Here is an 18404-nt window from a genome sequence, read left to right on the forward strand (position 1 = left end):
GCCCGATCGCCCGCGCCGACACCAGCCCATCGACATCCGACATGGGACTGAGCGCTGGCCTCGGATCGCCAGCCTCCAATAATCAACAGGCTCTAGAACATGCGCCTGCTGCCACAGCATGCGCCGCGAGGTGCCGCGAGGTGCCGCGACGAGCGCTGGATGCGGCCGGGCGCGACCCGCCGCACGCGGGCCCTCCTCCTCTAAGCTATGGGCATGGAATTTCGCTATCTCGGTTCATCAGGCCTGAAAATCTCCGAAATCACCTACGGCAACTGGCTCACGCACGGTTCGCAGGTCGAGAACGACATCGCGACGCAGTGCGTGCATGCCGCGCTCGACGTGGGGATCACCAGCTTCGACACCGCCGACGCCTACGCCAACACGCAGGCCGAGTCCGTGCTGGGCGCCGCCCTCACAGGCCAGCGCCGCCAAAGCCTCGAGATCTTCACCAAGGTCTACTGGCCGACCGGCCCCAAGGGGCACAACGACGTCGGACTGTCCCGCAAGCACATCATGGAGTCGATCGACGGCTCGCTGACCCGCCTGCAGACCGACTACGTCGACCTCTACCAGGCCCACCGCTTCGACACCGAGACTCCCCTGGAAGAGACGATGCAGGCCTTCGCCGACATCGTTCGGCAGGGCAAGGCGCTGTACATCGGCGTCAGCGAGTGGACCCCCGCGCAACTGCGCGCCGGACACGCTCTCTCGAAGGAGCTGGGCTTCAGACTGATCTCGAGCCAGCCGCAGTACTCCATGCTGTGGCGCGTGATCGAGGACGAGGTCGTACCGACCTCCCGCGAGCTCGGCATCGGCCAGATCGTCTGGTCTCCCGTGGCCCAGGGTGTGCTCACCGGCAAGTACAAGCCGGGCCAGGCCCCGCCGGCCGGCTCGCGGGCCACCGACCTCAAGGGCGGCGCCGACATGATCAGCCGCTTCATGAACGACGACGTGCTCACCCGGGTGCAGAAGCTCGAGCCGATCGCGGCCGACCTCGACCTGTCGATGGCGCAGCTGGCCGTGGCCTGGGTGCTGCAGAACGACAACGTCTCGGCCGCCCTCGTCGGAGCCTCCCGGCCCGAGCAGGTGCGCGAGAACGTCAAGGCCGCGGGCGTGAGGATCCCGGCCGAGAGCATGAGGCAGATCGACGAGGTGCTCGGCGACGTCGTCGAGCACGACTCCGCGATGACCTCGGCCACCGCGCCGCAGAGCCGCCCGGCATAACGCAACGAGAGCCGCCGTTCGGCGCGCTGTGACGCAGGAGCCGAGCACCTCGCCCCTGGCTCGCGCATCTCTCCCGCCGAGATCGACCTTTTCGGTCGCACCCGTCAGGCGCGCGACTCGGTCTCGACCGGAAGGGAAGAACTCGACGCGACCGGATCGCCCGCCCGTCCGTTTCGCGGTGCGCCCGGGTCCCCCCGAGAAGCCCGCTCAGCGGGAAGTCTCGGCGGAACCCGGGTTGGTGGCGGCATCCGTTGCGCGGATGCCGCCTGCGGCACCAGCTAGAGCACCTTGGACAGGAACGCCTGGGTGCGACGGTGCTGCGGGTTGGTCAGGACCTGGTCGGGGTCGCCGGCTTCGACGACCACACCGCCGTCCATGAACACGAGCGAGTCGGCCACTTCCCGGGCGAAGCCCATCTCGTGGGTGACCACGATCATGGTCATGCCCGACTTCGCCAGGCCCTTCATCACGTCGAGGACCTCACCGACGAGCTCGGGGTCGAGCGCGCTGGTCGGCTCGTCGAAGAGCATCAGCTTGGGCTCCATCGCGAGCGCCCTGGCGATGGCGACCCGCTGCTGCTGGCCGCCGGACAGGTGCGCCGGGTAGTAGTCGGCGCGTTCGGCCAGCCCCACCCGGGCGAGCAGGTCACGCGCGGTCTGCTCGACCTGGGCCTTGGGCAGGCCCTTCACCCGGATCGGCGCCTCCATCACGTTCTGCAGCGCCGTCATGTGCGGGAACAGGTTGAAGCGCTGGAACACCATGCCGATGTCCCGGCGCTGCCTGGCCGCTTCCTTCGGGGCCATCTCGTACAGTTTGCCGTTCGCCTCGCGGTAGCCGATCAGTTCGCCGTCAACGCTCAACCGGCCCGCAGAGAGCACCTCGAGGTGGTTGATGCAGCGCAGGAAGGTGGACTTGCCCGACCCGCTCGGGCCGACCAGGCACATCACCTCGCCGCGCTTCACCTCGAGCGAGATGCCCTTGAGCACCTCGTTCGAGCCGAAGCTCTTGGAGACCTGCTCCGCCAGCACCATCGGCACGTCCGGGTGGGATTGCGCCAACGGCACGTTCGTAGCGCTCATCGCGTACCTCCTGGGGCGTTCTTCGGTGGAACGATCACTGCGGGCGGGTCCGAACCGACGACGGGCATCACTCCCGTGAACGCGCCCGTTGCCGTGCCTGGGTCTTTCTTCTCCGTCTGGCGGTCGCCGACCCCGCGCGCGAATCTCTTCTCGAGGAAGTACTGACCCACCATCAGAATCGAGGTGAAGAGCAGGTACCAGAGCGACGCAACGATGAGCAGTGGGATCGGATTGAACGTTTCCGCGGAAATGTCCCTGGATCGGGTGAAAAGCTCCGTACTGAGCGGCACCGCGGTGACCAGCGACGTGGTCTTCAGCATGCTGATGACCTCATTCCCGGTCGGCGGGATGATCACCCGCATCGACTGCGGCAGGATCACCCGGGTCATAGTCTGCGCCCAGCTCATGCCGAGCGCAGTGGCCGCTTCCTCCTGGCCGCGGTCGACCGCGAGCAGCCCGGCACGCACGATCTCTGCCATATAGGCCGCCTCGTTGAGCGACAAGCCGATCACGGCGATGGTGAACAGGCTCAGCAGATCGCCCGTCTGGAACGACAGCCACGGCTCGGTAAACGGGATTCCGAGGTCGATCCTCGAGTAAATCAGCGAGATCAGACCCCAGATCGTCAGCTGCACGTAGACCGGCGTTCCGCGGAAGACCCAGAGATAGAACCAGGCCACGCTCTTCACCACCGGGTTCGGCGAGAGCCGCATCACGGCCAGGATCACCCCGAGGACGATGGCGATCACCATCGAGAAGACCGTCAGCTCGATCGTGACGACGGCGGCCTGCGAGATCCGCCGGTCGAAGAGGTACTTCCCCACCGATGGCCAGTCGTAGGCCGGGCGGAACGCCGCATCGATCATCACGAGTGCGAAGACTACGACGATCACTGCCGCGAAGACCATCCGCCACGGATGCCGCAGCCTGATCGCCTTGATCGGCACGGAGGCCGGTTCGGGCGTCGACGGGGTCTTCCCCGCCGGCGCGCCACTGCGTTCTGTGGTGCTCATGGGTTAACCGTTCGCGGCTGCGTTGATCGTGATCTTGTCGATGCCGCCGTCGGCCACACCCCACTTGTCGAGGATCTTGCCGTAGGAGCCGTCGTCGACCATCGACTGGAGGGCGGCCTGCACGGCCTTGGTCAGGTCTGAGCCCTTCTTGACGACGATGCCGTACGGCGCCACGTCAAAGGTCTTGCCCGCGGGCTGGAGCTTGCCCTTGGTCTGCTCGATCGCGTAGAGCGTGACGGGCGAGTCGGCGCTGAGGGCGTCGGCCTGGCCGAGCACGACCGCATTGGTCGCGGCATCCTGGGTGTCGAACTTGAGCTTGTCGATCGGCGGCTTGCCGGCGGCGACGCAGGCGTCGCTCTTGGCCGGAACCTCGTCGGTGTCCTCGAACGTGGTGGCCTGCACGGCGACCTTGAGGCCGCAGGCGTTGTCGGGGTCGACCTCCTTGCCCTTGGCGGAGGCCCACTGGATGCCGGCCGTGTAGTAGTTGACGAAGTCGACCTGCTTCTCACGCTCGACCGTGTCGGTGAACGATGATTCGCCGATGTCGGCCTTGCCGCCGGTGACGCTCGGGATGATGTTGTCGAACTTGGCGACCTGGAACTCGGCCGTCAGGCCCAGCTTGCCCGCAACGGCGCTGGCGATCTCGATGCCCCAGCCGATCGGCGCACCGGATTCGTCCTTGAACTCGTTGGGGGCGTAGGTCGGGTCGGTGCCGACGCGGAGCGTGCCGGTCTTGGCGATGTCGGCGGGGAGGAGGGCCGCGGCCTTCTCGTCCTTGGTCACGCTCCCGGCGGTCGAGCCGCCGGTGGCGGGGGTGGAGTTGTCGACACAGCCGGTGAGCATCAGGGCGGTGACGGCGGCGAGGGCCGGGAGTAGGTATTTAGCGCGCATTGCTAGGCCTTCTTCGTGGTTGTCGGATGTTGCGGGTTCGTCATTGAGGTCCGTGAACGGTTTGCGACAAATGTGAGCATATAACACCTCGATGACGCGGATTCCGTGCGTAGATAACGTTTTGAGCCAGCCATCCTGAGCGTCGGACCCGCCCGTGACCAGTATGGCCACCCTTGTGTTTCACGCGGATTACGCCCCTCCCCCGGAGCGACCGTTCAGGGTGGACTTTCTCGCGACGCGCCGCGCCGCACGACCGTTCCCGCGGCGTGTCGGCAGAGACTCCATCTCGAACGTGACGCCCTGTGCCGGCGCAGGCTACCCCGGGATCCGTTATTCCGCGGCGGACGGGGCGTCGCCGGTCTCGACCGGGCGATCCGGCAGGTTGGACCACTGCGACCACGAGCCCGGATAGAGGTAGGGCACGAAGCCGGCGATGGCCAGTGCCGCCGCCTCGTGCGCGGCCGTGATCCCCGACCCGCAGTAGACGCCGACCGGCCGCATCGCGCTCACACCCAGCGCCTCGAAGCGCTCCCGGAGTTCCTCGGCCGGGCGGAAGCGCCCGTCTGGCGTGAGGTTGTCGCTCGTCGGCGCGCTCACCGCGCCGGGGATGTGCCCGGCCCTGGGGTCGATCGGCTCCGTCTCGCCGCGGTAGCGGGCGCCGGCGCGCGCGTCGAGCAGCACCCCGGTGCGCGCGACCGCCGCGGCGGTGTCCGCGTCGATGGTCGCGAGAGCGCCGTAGGCCAGGTGCACGGTACCGGCGACGGGCGGCTTCTCGTCGCCCACGGCGAGGGGAAGGCCGGCCGAGCGCCACGCGGCCAGCGCGCCGTCGAGCAGCAGCACGTCGCGCATCCCGGCGTGCCGCAGCAGCCACCAGGCCCGGGCCGCCGACTGGGAGCCGAGGTCGTCGTAGACCACGACGGTGTCGCCGTCGTGCAGCCCCCAGCGCCGGGCCGCGGCCTGCAGATCGGCGCTGCCAGGCAACGGATGCCGGCCGTCCTCCGGGCCGCCGTGCCCGGCGAGCTCGGTGTCGAGGTCGACGTAGACGGCGCCGGGGATGTGGCCGGAGCGGTACTCGCCGAGGCCGGGCGGGCCGCCGAGCTGCCAGCGCACGTCGAGCACGCGGATATCGTCCCGCCCGGCAAGCCGGCGGGAGAGGTCATCGGCCGAAATCAGAGTTTGCACGTGTCAACGCTAGTCCGTGCCCCTCAGCTGGGGGCGCGGGCATCCGCGGCCATAGACTTGAGTAATTGTGAGCAGCTACTGGACCCTTCTGAAAACCCCGGGCGTTGCTCGCGTCATCGCCGCACAGCTCACCGCACGCTTCCCGTTCGGGATGCTCTCGCTGGCGTTCCTGATCCACATCGAGCAGGTCTACGACTCCTACGGCTCGGCGGGCCTCGTGCTCGGCGCGATGAGCATCGGCCAGGCCATCGCCGGGCCGCTCACCAGCCGGCTGATGGGCCGCTGGGGCATGCGCCCGGTCATCGTCGGCACCCTCGTGGTCTGCGCCGGCTCGATCATCGTGATGGCCCTGGTGACCCTGCCGATCTCCGGGCTGATGGCCATCGGCCTGGTCGCGGGCCTGTCCACGCCGCCGATCCAGCCGGCCGTGCGCACCATCTATCCGAAGATCGTCAACTCCCGCCAGCTCACCCCGCTGTTCTCCCTGGACGCCTCCGCCCAGGAGATCATCTGGGTGCTCGGCCCGGTGATCGCCACCTTCGTGGCCATCCAGGTCAGCTCCGTCGCCGGCATCCTGCTCGCCGCCGCGTTCCTGGTCGGCGGCGGAATCTGGTTCGTGGCCCTGCCGGAGGTCGGCCGGGTGCGCATCCCCCGCAGCCGGCGCAAGCTCGGCGCCGTGCTCAAGCGCCCGCCGGTGATGCTGAGCACCATCGTCGGCTTCATGCTCGTGGCCGCCTGCGCCGCGGTCGAGGCGGGCGTCGTCGCCGCCTTCGGCCACGGCAGCTCGGACTCCGGCTGGGTGCTCGGCATCTTTGCGGCCGGGTCGCTCGTCGGCGGCCTCGCCCTCGGGCATGCGCCGATCGGGCCGTGGGCGCTCGCCAGCCGGATGCTCATCGTCACCGTCGGCCTCGGCCTCGCCACCCTCGGCCTCAACTTCTGGTGGCTCGCCGGCACCCTCCTCTTCGCCGGCATCGGCATCGCGCCCGCGTTCGCCGTGCTCTTCGGCATCGTCTCCGCGAGCGTCAAGTTCAGCGACACCGCCGAGGCCTACGGCTGGGTCGGCACCGGCCAACTGATGGGTGCCGCAATGGGGTCTGCGATCGCCGGCTTCATGATCGACCACAGCGGGGCAGGCGCGGCGATCATGGTCGCGGCCGGCTTCGCGGCGCTCGGCACGCTGATCCCCGCGATCGGCCGGCGCTGGCACCCCGACCTGCGCGGCCGCGACGCCAGCCCGATCCCCGACACCGCCCCGATCCAGGTTCAGGTCTCCTAGCCCCGCTCGGCCCGTCCGGTCACGCTCGCCCCGGCCCACCTCAACGCGCCGAAGCTCTTCGCCGAACTGTGAGTTCGGCCCGGTTTGCCGGGAAGGTGCCTTTCTCTCAGTTCGGCGAGGACGACCCGAGGCCGGTTTAATAGGGGGATGACCCTTTCCCCCTCGCTTCGGTTCACCGACGGACACAGCATCCCGCAGCTCGGCCTGGGTGTCTACAAGGTTCCGGATGCCACGGCCGCCGAGACCGTGCAGGTCGCGCTCGAGGCCGGCTACCGTCACATCGACACGGCCGCGCTCTACGACAACGAGACGGGAGTCGGCCACGGCATCGCGCGGTCGGGACTGCCCAGGGACGAGCTGTTCGTGACCACGAAGGTGTGGAACGACCGCCACGGCTTCGACGAGACCCTGCGCGCCTTCGACGAGAGCCTCGGCAAGCTCGGCCTGGACTACGTCGACCTGTACCTGATCCACTGGCCCGCGCCGCGCCAGGACCGGTACCTCGAGACCTGGCGCGCCCTCGAGGTCCTGCGCGCGGAGGGACGGGCCCGCTCGATCGGGGTGTCCAACTTCCACACCCACCACCTTGACCGCCTGCTCGCGGAGAGCGCCCTGGCCCCCGTGATCAACCAGGTCGAGCTGCACCCCTGGCTGCAACAGGCCGCCCTGCGCGAGTACGACGCGGCCCACGGCATCCTGACCGAGGCGTGGTCGCCGCTGGCCCGCGGCCGTGCGATCGGGAACAGGACCCTGGACCGGATCGGGGCACGGCACGGCAAATCGGCCGCCCAGGTGGTCATCCGCTGGCACCTCCAACTCGGCAACGCGGTGATCCCGAAGTCGGTGACCCCGGTGCGCATCCGCGAGAACCTCGACGTGTTCGATTTCACCCTCGACGAGGCGGACCTGGCCGCGATCGGCGGCCTCGACTCCGGCGAGCGCACCGGCAAGGACCCCGACGACCTGGACTGACCGGCGCGACCCGGACCGACCGGTGCAACCCGGACCGACCGGCGCCTCAGCGCCCGGCCAGCCGGGTGGCTCGCAGCGCCGCGTGCAGTTCGGCGGCTTCGGCCGGGCGCGACGGCATCCGCCCGGTGAGCTCCGTGATCCGGGCCAGCCGGTACAACACGGTGTTGCGGTGGCAATGCAGGCGGCGGCCCGTCAGCGCGGTCGACCCGTCGGCGGCGAACCATTCCTCGAGGGTCTGGAGCAACACGTCGCGGTCCGGCGCCGCGAGGAGACCGCCGAGCACCGCCTCCTGCAACTCGGCGGCGTAGCCCGGCTGCGCGACCAGCAGCAGGTCGAGCGGCGCGGTGCCGTATGAGTGCGCCCCGGCTCCCCCCGGCAGGACGCAGCCGACCGCCATCCGGGCCTGGCGGAGCGCATCCGGTGCCTCGCCGACGACGGTGAAGGGGCGGCTGACCCCGACCCGGGTCGTCGCCGCTGACGCGAGGGTCGACTGGACGATGGCCATCCCGCCCGCCGCGGCGAGACCGAGCAGGCCGATCTGGTCGCCCTGCAGGGTGGTCCAGGCCGAGGCGATCCCGGCGGCACGCAGCGTCTGCGAGAGGCCTGGCAGCGAATCCGCCCCCGTGGCGCTCAGCTCGGCGGCGACGAGCAGGAAGGTGCCGTGCTCGGGAAGCCCGAGCGCCCTCAGGGCGCGTCCGGCGTCGACCGCGGTGGCGCTGCCGTCGAGGACGCTGAGCAGCAGCAGGCTCCTGGCCTGCTGGTTGCGGCGGTCCTGCGCGTCGACGACCGCCCGGTACGCCTCTGCGGCAGCGTTCGAGAAGGTGTCGATCATGCCCCAGACCTCGCCGGAGACGAGCAGCAGCGCCTCGAAACTCTGGCCGGCGACCGACCGGGTGACCAGCACCTCCCAGATCTGGAGACCGGCCAGGCGATAGGCGTGCAGCAGGCTTGCCATCGGGATGCCGTGTTCCGCCTTGACCTGCCCGGCCCGCCGCGGTGCGTCGAGGGTCGCGGTGCCGTCGACGAGGGCCCGCGCAAGGGCTGCGATGTTCTCGCCGACGATCCCGTGCAGCACCTCGTAGGGCAGCAGGCTCCTGGCTCCGTAGGCCTGCTCCCCGGCGACGATCTGGGCGCACACGGCATCCGTCAGTACGTCGGCGGAGTCGATCAGCCCGGTGAAGAGTTCGATCGCGATTCGCCTGGTGGCGCCCGCCGCGGTGGCGCCCACCCCGGTCGTGCCATTGCCGTCGCCGCGCTCCAGGGTTCCCCATTGATCCGCCATGACGCCATGCTACGACGCCCCCGACCAATTAGTTTGTGCGACGGCACAAAGATGCCGTCGGATCCGGCGGCGACCGCCCATGGCGCGAGCCGGGATGCGACGAGAGAGTGGAGCACTACCAGCGAGCCGAGTTGTGCACCCGAACAGGCGGCGCGCACCCGTCAACGATCACAGGAGATTGATGACCGTCACCGAGCCGTCCTTCGACCCAACCAGCGCCTCGCCCTCCGGCGCCGGCCTCGCCCCGGACACCGCGGCCGGGCAGGCCGAACTCGACGCCCTGATCGCCGAACTCGCCGCCGGCGAGCAGCGCTGGGCCCGCACCCCGCTGCCCGAGCGCGTCGGCCTGCTGCGCGCCGTGCACGCCGCCGTCGCGGAGCAGGCCGAGAATTGGGTCCGCACCGCCAGCGAGGTCAAGGGCCTCGACGCCGCATCGTCCCTGGTCGGCGAGGAATGGATCTCCGGCCCGTACCCGGTGCTGACCGCGACATCGACCCTGGCCGGCAGCGTGGCCCGGATCAGCCGGGGTGAGAGCCCGCTGGCCGGGTCCCGGTTCGGCACCGCCCCCGGCAACCGGGTGACGGTGCAGGTGCTGCCGCACAGCGCGCACGAGTCGGTCCTGCTGCACGGCTTCCGTGCGGAGGTGTGGATGCCGCCCGGCGTCACCGCCGACACGGTCAGGGCGCAGGCCGGCCTGGCCGAACTCCACCCCGCCCAGACGCGGGGTGTGGGCCTCGTGCTCGGCGCCGGCAACATCACCTCGATCCCGCCGCTTGACGTGCTCTACGAACTCATCGCGAACAACAGGGTCGTGCTGCTCAAGCTGAATCCGGTGCTCGCACGGATGCTGCCGGTCTACCAGGCCGCGCTCGCCCCCCTGGTGCGGCACGGCGTGCTGCGCATCGTGACGGGCGACGGCGACGTCGGCGGATACCTGGCCCATCACGCCGGCATCTCCCACGTTCACATCACCGGCAGCGCGGCCACCCATGACACCGTCGTCTTCGGCCGGGGCGCGGCCGGCACCGCGCGCAAGGCGGCCGGCTCCCCCGTCCTGGCCAAGCCGATCACCAGCGAACTGGGCGGAGTGGCCCCGATCATCCTGCTTCCCGGCCGCTGGACCCGCCGCGACCTGCGCTACCAGGCCGAGCATGTGGCGACGCAGCGGCTGCACAACGGCGGCTACAACTGCATCGCCGGGCAGGTGGTCGTGCTCAGTCGCGACTGGCCGCAGAAGGACGCGTTCCTGGCGGAGCTGCGGGACGCGATCGGCCGCGCCCCGGCCCGCCCGGCCTGGTATCCGGGCAGCGAGGGGAGGGTGGCGGCAGCCGCCGCCGCTTATCCGTTCGCCGAGCGCCTCGGCGACGGCGGTCGGCTCCTCGTCGTTGTCGGCGACGGCGACGACCCTGAGCCGATCAGGTCGACCGAGACGTTCTCGCCCGTGCTCGGCGTGGTCGAGCTGCCTGGCACCGGGGCATCCTTCCTCGACGCCGCCATTGACACCGTCAACCGGGATTTCCTCGGCACCCTCGGCGCGAACGTCATTGCCGAGCCGCGCACGATCCGGGCGCTCGGCCACGGTTTCCGGGACGCCCTCGCCCGGCTGCGCTACGGCACCATCGCGATCAACACCTGGACCGGCCTCGGGTTCCTCACCGCCGCGGCTCCCTGGGGTGCCTACCCCGGGCACACCCTGGGCGACGTGCAGAGCGGAATAGGCGTCGTGCACAACGCCCTGCTGATCGATTCGCCGGAACGCACCGTTGTCAGCGGGCCGTTCCGCCCGTTCCCCCGATCGGTCGCCCACGGCGAGTTCGCGCTCTTCCCGAAACCGCCCTGGTTCGTCTCGGCACGCAGCGCCGCCACCACCGGGCGCCTGCTCGCGGGGTTCGCCGCCCGGCCGTCCTGGCTGCGGATGCCCCGGGTCTTCGCAGCGGCCTTCCGCGCCTGAACATCGGCCCGGGCGAGCCCGCCCGGGCCGCACCGCGCAGTATCCTCTTCCCGAACAGCACTTTCCCCGAACACTGGAGTTCGCCGTGGTATTCACCAGTCCTCTTCCCGACGTCGTCATCCCCGACCTCAGCGTCTACGACTACCTGTTCGGCGGGATCGCCGAACACGACCTCGACCGGGTCGCCCTGATCGACGGGCCGTCCGGGGCGGAAACCAGCTACCGGGCTCTGATCGGCCAGATCGGCGCGATCGCGGGGGCGCTCGCCGCCCGCGGGATCTCCCCCGGCGAGGTCGTGGCACTGCACTCGCCCAACGTGCCGGCCTTCGCCGCGGTGTTCCACGGCATCCTGCGGGCTGGCGCCACCGCGACGACGGTCAATGCGCTGTACACCGCGGAGGAGATCGCCGGCCAGTTGCGCGGCTCGGGGGCGCGGCTGCTGTTCACGGTGTCGCCGTTGCTCGAACAGGCGGTTGCGGCCGCCGACCTCGCGGGTCTCGGCGCCGACCAGATCATCGTGCTGGACGGCTCTCCCGGGCACGCGTCACTCCGCGACCTCCTGGCGGCGGGACATCCTGCCCCCACGGTGAGCATCGACCCGGCCACGCACCTGGCCGTGCTGCCGTTCTCCTCCGGCACGACCGGGCACCCCAAGGGCGTCATGCTCACCCACCGAAATCTGGTCGCGAATGTCGCCCAGTCCCTGCCGCTGCTCGGCGCGAAACCCGACGACCGGGTGCTGGCCGTGCTGCCGTTCTTCCACATCTACGGGATGACGGTGCTGCTGAACATCGCCCTCGCCGGTCGGGCCGGGCTGGTGACCATGCCCCGCTTCGACCTGACCGACTTCCTGCGTTTCATCCAGGGCTACGCGGCCACCTATGTCTTCATCGCGCCGCCGATCGCGGTGGCCCTGGCGAAGCATCCGCTCGTCGACGACTACGACCTGTCCAGCGTGCACACCATTTTCTCCGGCGCCGCCTCGCTCAACCACACGCTCGGCGCCGCCGTGGCCGCCAGGCTGGACTGCCGGGTGCGGCAGGGCTACGGGATGAGCGAGATGAGCCCGGTGTCGCACGCCATCCCCCTCGATCGCGACGACATCCCGCTCGATTCGGTGGGGCTGACCCTGCCGAACATCGAGTGCAAGCTGATCGACCCGAACACCGGCGAGGAGATCCACCAGCCGGCCGAGGGCACCAGCGAGGCCGGCGAGCTGCTCTGCCGAGGCCCGAACATCATGCTCGGTTACCTCGGCAACGAAGAGGCCACCGGCGAAACACTTGACGCGGACGGGTTCCTGCACACCGGCGACATCGCCACGGTCAGCTCGGAGGGCTACGTCACGATCGTCGACCGGCTCAAGGAGCTGATCAAGTACAAGGGCTACCAGGTGGCGCCGGCCGAGCTGGAGGCGCTGCTGCTCGGGCATCCGTCGATCTACGACGCGGCCGTCATCGGCGTGCCGGACGAACACGGCGAGGAGGTGCCGAAGGCGTTCGTCGTGCTCCAGCCGGGCGTCGAGCTCACCGCGGAGGCCGTGATCGCGTTCGTCGCCGGGCAGGTTGCCCCGCATAAGAAGGTGCGGAAGGTGGAATTCGTCGACCGCATCCCCAAGTCGGCGTCGGGCAAGATCCTGCGGAAGGACCTGCGCGCCGCCGAGGCGCTGCAGGTTGCGGCGGCAGCGCGATGACCGCGCAGGTGCCGGGCACTCAGGAGTCCTTCGACTACGTCATCGTGGGGGCAGGGTCGGCCGGCTCGGCCCTCGCGGCCCGGCTGAGCGCCGACCCGGACTCTTCGGTGCTGCTCCTCGAAGCAGGGCCAGCCGATAAGAAGACGGAGATCCACATTCCGGCGGCGTTCGCGCAGCTGTTCCGCTCCGGCCTGGACTGGAACTACGACACCACCCCGCAGGCTCCCCTCGGCGGCCGCAGCGTCTACTGGCCGCGCGGGAGGGTTCTCGGCGGCTCCTCCTCGATGAACGCCATGATGTGGGTGCGCGGGTTCGCGGCCGACTACGACGGCTGGGCCGACCAGGCCGGACCGGAGTGGTCCTGGGCGGCGCTGCTGCCCTATTTCCGCCGGGTCGAACGCGTCGCCGGCAGCACGGATGCCTCGCACGGCCGTGACGGAGCGGTCAGCGTCGAACCCCAGAGAAGCCCCAGTCGCCACACGAAGGCGTTCCTGGCCGCGGTCTCCGAGCTCGGCCTGAGGGTCGAGTCTCCGAACGCCGCCCAGCCGGAGGGGTTCAGCCAGACCATGGTCACCCAGCATCGGGGCGCACGGGTCAGCACGGCGGACGCCTATCTGAAGCCGGCCAGGCGACGCCGCAACCTCACCGTGCGCACAGGCGCCCAGGCCACCCGGGTTCTCTTCGAGGGCCGCCGCGCCAACGGGGTCGAATACCTGCAGGGCGGCAGCCGACACCGGGTGGTCGCGCGGCGAGAGACGATCCTGTGCGGCGGCGCCGTGAACACCCCGCAGCTGCTGATGCTGTCGGGCATCGGCGACTCCGGCGAACTGCGACGGCACGGCATCCCGGTCCTGGCCCACTCGCCGGAGGTCGGAGCGAACCTGCGCGACCATCTGCTCTCCGGACTCGTCGCCGAGACCGCCGGCGACACGCTGTTCGACGCGCAGAAGCCCCGCCAGATCGCCGACTATCTGCTCCGCCGACGCGGCATGCTCACCTCGAACGTCGCCGAGGCCTACGGATTCATCCGCACGAACCCCGAGCTGGCCCTCGCGGACATCGAGATCATCTTCGCGCCGGTCGCCTACGTCGGGGAGGGTCTGGTGCCCACGCCGGAGCACGGGCTGACGGTCGGGGCGATCCTGCTGCAGCCCCGCAGCACCGGGAGGGTCAGCCTCGCCTCGCCGGACCCGTTCGCCAAGGCGGTCGTCGATCCTCGGTACCTGAGCGACCCCGACGGTGCGGACCTCGCGACCCTGCTCGCCGGGCTGGCCTGGTGCGAACGCCTCCTCCAGACCCCGACGATGCGCGGGGACACCACGGGCCGGCTGATCATGCCGCCCGACAGCGCCGCCATGAGCAGCGCGGAGCGCCTGGCCCGGGCGGTCACCGACCATGCACACACGCTCTACCACCCGGTCGGCACCGCACGGATGGGCTCCGACCCCGACTCGGTCGTCGACCCGGAGTTGCGGGTGCGCGGCGTCGATGGGCTCCGGGTTGCGGATGCATCGATCATGCCGATGATCATCCGCGGCCACACGAACGCGCCCACAATCGTCATCGGAGAGAAGGCCGCAGACCTGCTGCTCGCGGCCAGGGGCCTTGCGGTCGAGGCTGTCGACACCCGGGAATGAAACTTCGAATAAGTTATCCACAAGTAGTGACAAACCCTCATATTTGTGTTCGTGTTTTGGTATCTTCGTGGCATGGACTCACCGGCAGAGCAACTCAGACAGGCAGCGGATGCCGTCGCCCGCCTGGGCTGCTCCAGCGCCGACTACGAGGCCCTGACGGATGCTGCGGCGCTGGCCGGTCAAAAAGACATCGCCACCGCACGCCGGTTGCTGGAGACCCGGGCCGCGTGGATGGCTGCGACCATCGCCGACCGCTCCCGCCCGGAGCTGGGCCACTCCGGCCTGGCCGCGCAGCAGGGGTTCCTCTCCCCGGAGGCGATGATCCAGAAGGTCACCGGCGCAAGCAAGAACGAAGCATTCAAGCTCGTCGCCGTCGGCACGATGCTCGCCCGGGCCGAGGCCGCCGACCGGCAGGCCGCAGACGCGCTCGGGTCGCCCGGTGTTGACGGGACGGGCGCGGGCGGGACCGGCGCTGACGGGACCGGCGCTGATGGTGGTGCGGGCGGCGGCTCGGGCGGCCCGGGTAGTTTCCCACCCGATCCGGCCGGTGCGGGGTCGTGGCAGGGGCCGATCGCTCGCGCCGTGACCGCTGGAACCCTCTCCGTCGACGCCGCCGAATCGATCCGTAAGGGCCTGGGCGATATCGATACCGCCGTCACCGCCGACAAACTCGCCACCGCCCTCACCCGGCTCCTCGCCGAAGCCGGTCAGTTGAACGCGGACCAATGCTTCACCCGCGCCCGAAGGATGCGCGACGACCTCGACCAGGCCGGCATCGCCGCGAGGGAGAAGCAGGCCTACGACGACCGGTTCCTCAAGGTCTACCGCCTCGCCGACGGCAAGGTCCGCCTGCACGGGCTCTTCGCCCCCGAAGACGGCGAGTTCGTGCTCTCCACCTACGACTCGATCACCAGCCCCCGACGCGGCGGCGTGCGCTTCGTCGACCCGAAGCGCAAAGCCTGGGCCAAGGCCATCCAGGACGACCCCCGCAGCACCGCGCAGATCGCCGCGGACTCGTTCGTGCAACTACTCAAGATCGCCGGCGAAGTCGACCCCGGCCAGATGCTCGGCGGCCGCCGCCCCGCCGTGCGCATCATCGTCACCCACAAAGACCTCACCGACGCCACCCACACCAACGCCCGCACCAACACCGGCACCCGCGCCGTCGCCGGCGGTGCCGACACCAGCACCTGGAGCGGGAGCGCAACCCAGGCACCGGCCGGCACATCTCCCTCAACACCATCAACACCCCACCTCACCGGGGCATCTGAAGCACCGGGAGCATCCGAGACGCCAGCAGGCCCCCGGCCCCTGCCGACGGTCAGACCTGACACAGCCGCCCCCTCCACTCAACCCGGTCAACCCAGCCAACCCGACCTGTCCGACCTGTCCGGCCAGCCCGACCAACCCGACCCGTCCCGCGAACCCGGCCAACCCGACCTGTCCGACCAACCCGGCCAACCCGACCTGTCCGGCCAACCCGGCCAGCCCGACTTGTCCGGCCAACCCGGCGAACCCGACTTGTCCGGCGAACCCGGCGAACCCGACTTGTCCGGCGAACCCGGCAAACCCGGCCAGCCCAGCCAGCCCGGCGAACCCAGCCAGCCCGGCGAACCCGGCCAGCCGGGACAACCGGGGACGGCCGTGATTCTCGCGGCCGGGCACGGGTCCATTGAGGGCAGCCCCGCTCCGATCTCCCTCGCCACCGTCGAACGACAACTCTGCGACACCGGCTACCTCGGAATCCTCTTCGACAACACGGGCCAACCCACCGACGTCGGCAGAGAACAACGCCTCTTCACCCCCGCCCAACGCACCGCCCTGGGCGCCCGCGACGGCGGCTGCGTCTGGCCCGACTGCGACCGGCCACCCGCCTGGACCGAAGCCCACCACCTCAAAGAGTGGCTCCTCGAACACGGCTACACCGACCTCGCCGACGGAGTCTGCCTCTGCCACCCCCACCACCTGCTCCTCCACAACACGGGCTGGACCATCCTCCGGGGCGGCGACCACTACTGGCTAAAGCCACCGGTCACAGTCGACCCGGCACAAGCGCTCATCCCCCTCCCCAGCAAGACCCACCGCCAACTCGACCAGGGCACGCCAACCCGGGACCGGGACACGGACTGACCGGCAGGTTCAGCCGGGCCAGACCTGCCGGTTCACCGGGGCCAGACCGGCAGTGACCCCCACGAGTGAGGTCGGCGAAATCGGGGCACCACGGCCTCGACGGGCGCGACCAGCGGAGGTTCCCGGGGCCTCGACGGACTCGACCACGCGTGATTGCGCTCGCCGAAATCATGGCGCCTGGTGGCGACGCGCTCAACCATCGGAGCCAGCGCGCCCTCCCAGGTCTCGACGAGTTCGACCACCGAGGCGGGGCGGGGTCTCTAGGGGTTCGCCCATAGGCCGGTGCCGACGCGACCATCCGGGTCTGATCTACCAGGATCTGCGGCGGAGATTCGGCGCGCCGCAGGGGCGCGAAGCCGGGTGGCCGATGGATCACACTGCGCGGCGGCGGAAGGTGGGGCCAGGCGGTGGCGGGATTCGCTTCGCATCCTGGGCTGTTGGCGCTCGGCGCCGGCGTAGTTCCAGCCGGAGGCTCTCCTCGCCACGCCTCATCGCCCAACGATGGTTCGCCGAGAACGCGGGCCGCAGCAGCCAGGTCAGCCGGCGGAGCAGAGGCTTGGCCGCGCTGACCTGCCAGTCATAGCCGATCTCGACCTCGGGGCCGTTCTGGGCGAAGCTCCAGCGGCCCGTGCCGATCAGGTCGCCGGTCGCCGTCACCGCGAAGCCGGCCTCGGTGACCGGCTCGCTCACCGTCAAGGTCCACCGCAGCGTGTACGGGAGCCAGCCTTTGGTGTGCAGTTCGGTGACTGCGCCACGGCCATCGGCCGCACCCGGAGCCAGGATGCGCGCCGCCAGGTAGACCGAGGGCCACCAGAGGGGGAGGCTCCGCGCGTCGCTCAGAACCCGGGCCACTTCGGCCGTCGTTCCGGCGACCCGCCACTCGGTGTGGAAGCTGTAGTCGTCGCCCATGGCGGCCTCCTCGCGGACCTGTCGCATCCGTTGTTGCGCACCAGTATGGCCTCGGATTCCGGCAGGCTCAATCGCCTGGGCCAGGCTCAATCACCGGGGCACGCTCGTCCACGGGCCGGGCCGGCCCGGCGGCCGGGCCGCGGGCCCGACCGGTGACGGATCCGCTACCAGCGCGGGTGGATCTGGTCGCGCAGCATCCGGTCGTAGATGTCCTGCACGCCTTCATTGAACTCGAGGCTGAGCTGTGGGATGGAGCCGGCTGCCGCGTTGCCCTCGGCCTGGGCCACCGACCGGGCGCCGGGGATGACCGAGCTCACGCCGTCGATCTGCGCGACCCAGGCCAGCGCCGCCTGCGCCGGAGTGAGGCCGTCGGGCACGATCGCCGCGAACTCGGCCGCGGCCTTGAGGCCGGTCTCATAGTCGACTCCGGAGAAGGTCTCCCCCACGTCGAAGGCGCTGCCGTCACGGTTGTAGTTGCGGTGGTCGTTCGTCGCGAAGGCCGTGTCGCGGGTGTACTTGCCGGTCAGCAGCCCGCTCGCCAGCGGAACCCGGGCAATGATGCCGACGCCCGCGGCGCGCGCGGACGGCACGACCTCTTCGAGCGGCTTGAGCCGGAACGCGTTGAGGATGATCTGCACGGTGGCCAGGCCGGGCCGGGTGATGGCAGCGAGGGCCTGGTCGCAGGTCTCCACACTGACGCCGTAGTTGGCGATCGCGCCCTCGGCCACGAGGGTGTCGAGCGCGTCGTAGACCTCGTCCGACTCGACCACGGCGCTCGGCGGGCAGTGCAGCTGCACGAGGTGCAGGGTGTCCATGCCGAGGTTGGCGCGCGACCGGTCGGTCCAGGCCCGGAAGTTCGCGAGCACGTAGTTCTCGGCGAGCTGGTCGACCCGGCGGCCCATCTTCGTCGCCACGGTGATGCCGGCGCCGGCCGGGCTGCCGGCGAGGAACCGGCCGATGATCTGCTCGCTCCGGCCATCACCGTAGACGTCGGCGGTGTCGAAGAAGGTGACTCCGGCCTCGACGGATGCCGCGAGCACTGTCGTCGCCTCGGCCTCCGACACATCACCCCAGTCCGCGCCGAGCTGCCAGGTGCCGAGGCCGATCACGGAAACGGTTCGGCCGGTCTTGCCCAGGGTTCGAGTGTCCATGCTTCCAGCCTAAC

General features: G+C 70.2%; 14 protein-coding genes. 7 read left to right on the top strand and 7 right to left on the bottom strand.

The features are described 5' to 3' along the window. The first annotated feature begins 213 nt into the window (after positions 1-213). Positions 214-1224, top strand: coding sequence for an aldo/keto reductase family protein (locus E3O32_RS13040; RefSeq protein ID WP_134510196.1), 1011 nt, complete (start codon positions 214-216; stop codon positions 1222-1224). A gap of 278 nt (positions 1225-1502) precedes the next feature. Here the strand turns inward: E3O32_RS13040 and E3O32_RS13045 are convergent, their stop codons facing one another. The 4 genes from E3O32_RS13045 to E3O32_RS13060 all read right to left on the bottom strand — a co-directional run bounded on the left by E3O32_RS13045 (position 1503) and on the right by E3O32_RS13060 (position 5389). Further along, a complete protein-coding gene (locus E3O32_RS13045; protein WP_134510263.1) occupies positions 1503-2255 on the bottom strand; it encodes an amino acid ABC transporter ATP-binding protein in 753 nt (250 codons plus the stop codon). A gap of 44 nt (positions 2256-2299) precedes the next feature. Beyond that, entirely contained in the window at positions 2300-3316 is a 1017-nt protein-coding gene (locus E3O32_RS13050; RefSeq protein WP_134510197.1) for an amino acid ABC transporter permease, read from the bottom strand. A gap of 3 nt (positions 3317-3319) precedes the next feature. Then, entirely contained in the window at positions 3320-4207 is an 888-nt protein-coding gene (locus E3O32_RS13055; protein WP_134510198.1) for an ABC transporter substrate-binding protein, read from the bottom strand. A gap of 330 nt (positions 4208-4537) precedes the next feature. Beyond that, positions 4538-5389 (bottom strand): sulfurtransferase, encoded by an 852-nt coding sequence (locus E3O32_RS13060; RefSeq protein ID WP_134510199.1) that lies wholly within the window; start codon positions 5387-5389, stop codon positions 4538-4540. 67 nt (positions 5390-5456) lie between these two features. On the opposite strand from E3O32_RS13060, the gene E3O32_RS13065 reads away from it, so the two are divergent. Next, positions 5457-6665, top strand: coding sequence for an MFS transporter (locus E3O32_RS13065; RefSeq protein ID WP_134510201.1), 1209 nt, complete (start codon positions 5457-5459; stop codon positions 6663-6665). A 147-nt stretch (positions 6666-6812) separates the two neighbouring features. Next, on the top strand, positions 6813-7637 hold the full coding sequence (locus tag E3O32_RS13070; RefSeq protein WP_134510203.1) for an aldo/keto reductase: 825 nt from the start codon (positions 6813-6815) through the stop codon (positions 7635-7637). 46 nt (positions 7638-7683) lie between these two features. Here the strand turns inward: E3O32_RS13070 and E3O32_RS13075 are convergent, their stop codons facing one another. Next, complete coding sequence (locus tag E3O32_RS13075) at positions 7684-8919, bottom strand: PucR family transcriptional regulator (protein ID WP_134510205.1); 1236 nt, start codon at positions 8917-8919, stop codon at positions 7684-7686. 181 nt (positions 8920-9100) lie between these two features. Here E3O32_RS13075 and E3O32_RS13080 point away from each other — a divergent pair, with 181 nt between their 5' ends. From E3O32_RS13080 to E3O32_RS13095, 4 genes are all read left to right on the top strand, one after another. Further along, positions 9101-10870, top strand: coding sequence for an aldehyde dehydrogenase family protein (locus E3O32_RS13080; protein WP_134510207.1), 1770 nt, complete (start codon positions 9101-9103; stop codon positions 10868-10870). An 85-nt stretch (positions 10871-10955) separates the two neighbouring features. Then, positions 10956-12563: an AMP-binding protein gene (locus E3O32_RS13085; RefSeq protein WP_134510209.1), complete on the top strand. Its 1608-nt coding sequence runs from the start codon at positions 10956-10958 to the stop codon at positions 12561-12563. Further along, the gene (locus E3O32_RS13090; RefSeq protein ID WP_134510211.1) at positions 12560-14200 is read left to right on the top strand and encodes a GMC family oxidoreductase; all 1641 of its coding nucleotides are present in this window, start codon (positions 12560-12562) and stop codon (positions 14198-14200) included. Before E3O32_RS13085 ends, E3O32_RS13090 begins: the two co-directional genes overlap by 4 nt. A gap of 72 nt (positions 14201-14272) precedes the next feature. Further along, entirely contained in the window at positions 14273-16330 is a 2058-nt protein-coding gene (locus E3O32_RS13095) for a DUF222 domain-containing protein (RefSeq protein WP_134510213.1), read from the top strand. A gap of 372 nt (positions 16331-16702) precedes the next feature. On the opposite strand, the gene E3O32_RS13100 is transcribed toward E3O32_RS13095, so the two are convergent. Both E3O32_RS13100 and E3O32_RS13105 read right to left on the bottom strand, forming a co-directional pair. After that, positions 16703-17239, bottom strand: coding sequence for an SRPBCC family protein (locus E3O32_RS13100; protein WP_134510215.1), 537 nt, complete (start codon positions 17237-17239; stop codon positions 16703-16705). Positions 17240-17403: 164 nt separating this feature from the next. Then, a complete protein-coding gene (locus E3O32_RS13105; protein ID WP_134510216.1) occupies positions 17404-18390 on the bottom strand; it encodes an aldo/keto reductase in 987 nt (328 codons plus the stop codon). Positions 18391-18404: the final 14 nt, after the last annotated feature.

It is taken from the genome of Cryobacterium mannosilyticum, assembly GCF_004402705.1.
GTDB classification, from domain to species: Bacteria; Actinomycetota; Actinomycetes; order Actinomycetales; family Microbacteriaceae; genus Cryobacterium; species Cryobacterium mannosilyticum.